General features: G+C 62.5%; 7 protein-coding genes. All 7 read left to right on the top strand.

Features of this window, described 5'->3' with window-relative positions; genetic code table 11:
* Nucleotides 1-108 (top strand): flagellin (locus tag AADW18_RS19500; RefSeq protein WP_337345076.1); only part of this gene is annotated, 108 nt, incomplete at its 5' end.
* 90 nt (nucleotides 109-198) lie between these two features.
* Nucleotides 199-1,398: a flagellin gene (locus AADW18_RS19495; protein ID WP_337345075.1), complete on the top strand. Its 1,200-nt coding sequence runs from the start codon at nucleotides 199-201 to the stop codon at nucleotides 1,396-1,398.
* A gap of 426 nt (nucleotides 1,399-1,824) precedes the next feature.
* Nucleotides 1,825-3,189 (top strand): flagellar filament capping protein FliD, encoded by a 1,365-nt coding sequence (gene fliD / locus AADW18_RS19490; RefSeq protein WP_337345074.1) that lies wholly within the window; start codon nucleotides 1,825-1,827, stop codon nucleotides 3,187-3,189.
* Nucleotides 3,190-3,235: 46 nt separating this feature from the next.
* Nucleotides 3,236-3,652 carry a flagellar export chaperone FliS gene (gene fliS / locus AADW18_RS19485; protein ID WP_337345073.1) on the top strand — a complete coding sequence of 139 codons (417 nt, stop codon included), beginning with the start codon at nucleotides 3,236-3,238 and terminating at the stop codon, nucleotides 3,650-3,652.
* Entirely contained in the window at nucleotides 3,652-3,957 is a 306-nt protein-coding gene (locus AADW18_RS19480) for a hypothetical protein (RefSeq protein WP_346842738.1), read from the top strand. The genes fliS and AADW18_RS19480 overlap by 1 nt, the downstream gene beginning before the upstream one ends.
* Nucleotides 3,958-3,959: 2 nt before the next feature.
* Nucleotides 3,960-4,553, top strand: a complete 594-nt coding sequence (locus AADW18_RS19475; protein WP_337345071.1) for a PilZ domain-containing protein — start codon at nucleotides 3,960-3,962, stop codon at nucleotides 4,551-4,553.
* A 193-nt stretch (nucleotides 4,554-4,746) separates the two neighbouring features.
* Nucleotides 4,747-5,379, top strand: coding sequence for a response regulator transcription factor (locus AADW18_RS19470; protein WP_337345070.1), 633 nt, complete (start codon nucleotides 4,747-4,749; stop codon nucleotides 5,377-5,379).
* Nucleotides 5,380-5,762: the final 383 nt, after the last annotated feature.

Raw genomic sequence — 5,762 nt, 5'->3', positions numbered from 1 at the left:
AAGGAAACCGCCGAACTGACCCGCACCCAGATCCTGCAGCAGGCCGGTACGGCCATGCTGGCCCAGGCCAACCAGGTGCCGCAGAACGTGCTCAGCCTGCTCCGCTAATCACGGGAACCCGAGGCGGACGCTTCTCTCGTCCGCCTCGGCCAGGCACTCATTTCGCTTCATTAGCTTTTCCGCCTAAGGAAACAACTCATGGCACAGGTAATCAATACCAACACGATGTCGCTCAACGCTCAGCGCAATCTGAGCACCAGCGGCGCTTCACTGGCCACCACCATTCAACGCCTGTCATCCGGCCTGCGCATTAACAGCGCCAAGGACGACGCGGCGGGTCTGGCCATCTCCGAACGTTTCAGCACCCAGATCCGTGGTCTGGACGTTGCGGTTCGCAACGCCAACGACGGTATTTCGCTGGCCCAAGTCGCCGAAGGTTCGCTGACCGAAATCGGCAACAACCTGCAGCGTATCCGCGAGCTGTCGGTGCAGTCGGCCAACGCCACCAACTCGGCTTCCGATCGCGCCGCCTTGAATGCGGAAGTCAAGCAGCTGTCGTCCGAAATCGACCGCGTCGCCAAGCAATCCGAGTTCAACGGCACCAAGCTGCTGGACGGTTCGTTCTCCAGCCAGCTGTTCCAGGTGGGCGCGAATGCTGCACAGGCTATCGCCATCGACAAAGTCGTCGATGCCAAGGCCGCTTCGCTGGGCAACGTCAAGTTCGCTGCTGATCGCGTGGCTACCACGGACGCCGCTGCCGCCACTTCCGACGGCAAGTTGTCGGGCATGGTGCTCAATGGCGTGACCATCAGCGACATCAGCTGGAAAGCCGGCGATAGCGGTACCGATGTCGCCAAGGCGGTCGCCAACGGCATCAATGCCCAGATGGGCGAAACCGGCCTGCGCGCCACGGTGGGCACCACCGGCCGCATCACGCTGGAATCGCTGAAGGCCGACAAGGACTTCACCATCACGGCTGGCACCATCGCCGGCGGTGCGGGTACTCCCGCCGTACCGGTGAACGCCACGGAAGTCGGCCTGACCGGCATCACCGCCGTGACCGCCGCCGCCACGGGCACCGCCAGCTTTGTTTCGACGCTGGACATCAGCTCGGTCAAGGGCGCTTCGCAGGCTCTGGAAATCGTCGACAAGGCGCTGACCGCGGTCAACGGTGCCCGCGCCGACCTGGGTGCGGTGCAGAACCGCTTCACCTCGGTGGTCGCCAACCTGCAGACCAGCTCGGAAAACCTGGCCGCTTCGCGTAGCCGTATCCGCGATACCGACTTCGCCAAGGAAACCGCCGAACTGACCCGCACCCAGATCCTGCAGCAGGCCGGTACGGCCATGCTGGCCCAGGCCAACCAGGTGCCGCAGAACGTGCTCAGCCTGCTCCGCTAACGCTCCACCACGCTACACCTTGTAAGAAGTTCTCTGTCGTCAACGGACGGATTCGTCTCCCTCCGCCTTGGCAGTACTCAGCCCTCTTCCGGCAACGGGAGGGGCTTTTTTGTTGGGAGCCGGGAATGGGGAATCGGAAAGCCCCCGACGGCGAGGTTGCTGCGATTCCCCATTCCCCATTCCCCATTCCCCATTCCCGGCTCTCTGGCACAAACCCTGCATCTCCCCAAACCAGCCCGCATTTCTCACTGACCGGCCGATCTCAGGGCGGCAGTGGGAGACGGAGAAATGCGGGCCTAAAGATCGGCCTTGTGGGGCCGTTACTGGATATACGGGCGGGACCGCATCGGTTGACGATGCTGGGACGGCCCTATATCCCGTTCCAAAAACAGATAGATCGGAAGGGAAACGACAGGAGGCTCGGCAGTGGCAGATTATTCAATGGGCTATGGCGGCATCGGTACCGGCCTGGACATCAATGGGATGGTGTCCCAGTTGGTGGCCGCGGACCGCGCGCCTGTCGAGTCCAGCCTCAACAGGCTGGAAACCGGCACCAAGTTCAAACTGTCCGCACTGGGCACCGTCAGTTCCGCTTTCAGTGGCCTGGAGACTGCGCTCAAGGCATTGAAAGCCAACACGGCCTTCGATACTCGCACGGTGAAATCCGGGACCGAGACGGTACTGACCGCCGCGGCCGGCACCGGCACACCCAGCGGCGCCTATGCCGTCGAAGTACTCGCCCTGGCCAGCGCCAGCAAATGGGTCGGCAATGCGCCGACCGCGGCTGACCAGAAATTCGGCGCCGGTAAGTTGACGCTGCAGGTAGGCACGGAAACGCTCAGCGTCGACATCGCCCAGGACAGCACGCTCGCCGACGTGCGCAGCGCCATCAACACCGCGGCCGCCAGCAAAGGCATTCAGGCCAGTGTGCTGACCTCCAACGACGGCCAGTACCTGTCGATCTCATCCGGCAAAACCGGCGCCGCCAACACGCTGTCGATCAGCGTCGCCGAAGGCGGCAGCGACCTGCAGGCGCTGGTCACCGGCCTGGTGGAACGCACACCGGCGGCGGATGCGCGCGTGAAGATCGACGGACTGGAGATCACCGCCAGCGCCAACAAGATCACCGACGCCGTACCGGGCCTGACCCTGGACCTGAAAACCCTGGGCACCAGCACTGTCACGGTGTCCGGCGACGCTGCCGCCAACCGTAAGGTCGTGCAGGACTTCGTCACCGCTTACAACGCCGCCATCGCGGCCATTGGCGCGACGACCAAATACGACGCCGCCAACGATGCTCCTTCCGCATTGACCGGCGACGCACAGATACGCAGCGCCGCCAGCCAACTGCGCGGCGCATTGGGCAATCTGCTTGGCGACCTGGCCAAGCAGGGACTGGACGCCAAGACGCTGGGCCTGCAAACCAAGGGTTATCCGTCCTCGGATGGCAGCCTGGTGCTGGATACCGCCAAGTTCGACGCATTGATGGCGTCCAGCCCGGAAAAAGTCCGCGCCGCCCTCACCGGCGATGGCGGCTTCGCCGACAAGCTGCTGATCACGGTAGGCGGCTATGTCGGCACCGAAGGCGCCTTCACCCAGCGCACCAACGGCCTCAATGCTCAGCTCAAGGATGTTGCCGCGCGCCGCACCGCCTTGGACGCCCGCATGGAAGCCGTGGGCAATCGCTACAAGGCGCAGTTCATCGCCATGGATTCGATGGTGGCCCAGTTGAACAGCACCAGCTCTTATCTCGCCCAACAACTCGCCGCCCTGGCGGCGCAAACCAGCTAGTAATCCGACCGGCGTCAACGCCAACCGATGCCTCAGGAGAAATAGGATGTCGCCAAATTCATACGCCGCCCAGTACCGACAGACCGGACTCAGCAGCGCCGTCATGGAAGCCGATCCGCATCGTCTGGTGGCATTGCTGCTGGCCGGCGCTTGCGACCGCATCCGCTTGGCCGAGGCTTGCGTCATTCGCGGTGACCTGGCGCGCAAGGGCAAGGCAATCGGCGAAGTCTGCGCCATCATCGGTCATCTGCATGGTTCGCTGGACCACGAAGCGGGTGGCGAAATCGCCAGCAGCCTCTCCTCGCTTTACGACTACCTGCAAGGCCGGCTGATCGAAGCCAATCTCAACAACGACGAATCCGCTTTGCGTGAGGCGTTGGAACTGCTGGGAGAAATCGAGTCGGCCTGGAATGCCATTCCACCGGAACAGCGCCAGCATCCGGCCGTGGCCGCGAGTGCCTGATGGAAGCGGCCATGACATTGGATGAGTTGCTCGCGGATCTGCAGACCATGCAGGCAAATTTGCAGACGGGAGATCTGCAGGTGGTGGAGCACTCGCTGATGCAGCACGATCGCAAAGTCCGCGAATTCATTCATAGTCCCGCCGGCCGGGCTGCCACTCACGAGCAGCTGGCAGCGTTGTTGCACGCTCAATACGGACTGGAGCGAAACCTGCGCAAATCCCGCGACGAAATCGCCGGGCTGATGCAGGCTTCCACCAAAGCCGACCGCGCCACCCGCGCCTATCTGGTCACTGCCGAGACTTGATCATGCCGAACAAAGTGCCCTTGCTCGAGCATCCGGCGGAAACCGAACTCTTCAGTGCCGCACTGACCTGCGAAGCCTGGCTGCCTGTGCGCTTCGTCGCCGGCGAAAGGCCGCTACTGCAGCAACAGTCCGAAGCGCTGTTGCACGGTCTGGCGGTTGCCGAAGATCTTCGCAATGAAGATCCCGAGGACCGGGGCGAATTGCCGCAATCCATGCAGCGCATGGAGGCCAAGCTGGATCTCATTCTCGGGCTTCTGGGCAAGCTGGCGCGCCAACGCGAAGATACCCTGCCCGTCTGCCCGTTGCGCTGGTCGCACCGAGGCCTGCGCCTTGACCTGCCACATGCCGTGGACAGTGTTGCGGGAACAGGCGGTGTCGTATTGCTGCAACCCGTCGCCTGGCTCAGCGATCACATCGAATTGCCGGTGAATGTGTTGGCGCAAGCGATCGGAAGTGAGAAGCAACATCATTTGTGGCTGCGGTTCGGCGCGCTCAACGCGGGCTTGAAGGACGCGCTGGAACGCCACCTGTTCCGTCAGCATCGCCGACAAATCGCCGAGGCCCGGCAGGCTGCGCTCAACAGCGATCAAGGCTGACGCTTCGTTTCCAACGCGCGATTCGTTGTAGCCGCGCGTGTCCTCACTCCTACATCACGGCTGTCATGCCACGCAACCGCCGAACTGTGATTCGAGTCGGGAATCGGCATCCCTCTGCTTTGGACGCTTGGCGTAAGCGTGCGAGCCGGCTATTGTGACTATCGAATCACAATACCGGTTACAAACTTCCCCCGTGCGTGTCCTGATCGTCGATGACCATACCTTGGTGCGGGCCGGCATTTGCCGACTGCTGCAATCGCTGCCTGATGTCGAGGTGGTAGCGGAAGCCTGCAATGCCCAGCAGGCCATCGACCTGGCGATCATCCACCGCCCCGATGTGATCCTGCTGGACTTGTCGCTGCCCGACCGTAGCGGCCTGGAAATCCTGCGACCGCTGCAGGAGGCATTGCCGCAGACCAAAGTGGTCATCATGTCCATGCACAACGACCCGACCCAGGTGCGCAGCGCACTCGATCGCGGCTGTGCCGGATTCATCGTCAAGGAAGCGGCACCGATGGAACTGGAACTTGCCCTGCGCGCCGCTGCCGCCGGCCAGGTTTTTCTGAGCCCGCAGGTGTCGTCCAAGATGCTGGCGCCGATGCTGGCGAACAGCCGCCCCACCGGTATCCAAGCCCTGTCGCCGCGCCAACGCGAAATTCTGGGCAAGCTCGGTGGCGGCATGAGCAGCAAGGAAATCGCGGCGGTGCTGGGCATCAGCGTCAAGACGGTGGAAACCCACCGCGCACGAATGATGGAGTCATTGGGCTGCCGCCGCGCCAATGATTTGCTGTTGTTGGCGGCGCGTCATCAGCATGAGTTGACGTAGCCCGCATCTTTTTCGATGTTCTGATTTTTTCGTTGTGTCGACTTGGGTGTGCGCGCCAAACGTAGCGTGCGCTGTGCGCACGGGCGCGGTTGAGATCATTTTTTTGGAAGCATCGTAGGGCGGGTCCTGACCCGCCATTGCCACGTTTCCGTGGAAGTCGACTCTGAACGGGCCGATTCAACTGCGTCGGCGAAGAAAAACGTCGCCTTGGCGCTGGCGCGGTTAGCTCTTCAGAACGGACGATTCGCGCGCTTGCAGCGGGCGTCACTTTCTTTGCTTGTGCAAAGAAAGTAACCAAAGAAAGCACACCCCTGGCAGCGCGCCCTTCGGGTACGTGTCGCCGGTGGGAATTTTCGGAAGGCACATCCATGTGCCTGCCGAAA

This window comes from Pseudoxanthomonas sp. CCNWLY206-1, from assembly GCF_039710385.1.
In the GTDB taxonomy this organism is placed as follows: Bacteria; Pseudomonadota; Gammaproteobacteria; order Xanthomonadales; family Xanthomonadaceae; genus Pseudoxanthomonas_A.
The sequence above is the reverse complement of the archived record's forward strand: the minus strand, read 5'-3'. Positions and strand labels throughout refer to the sequence as shown.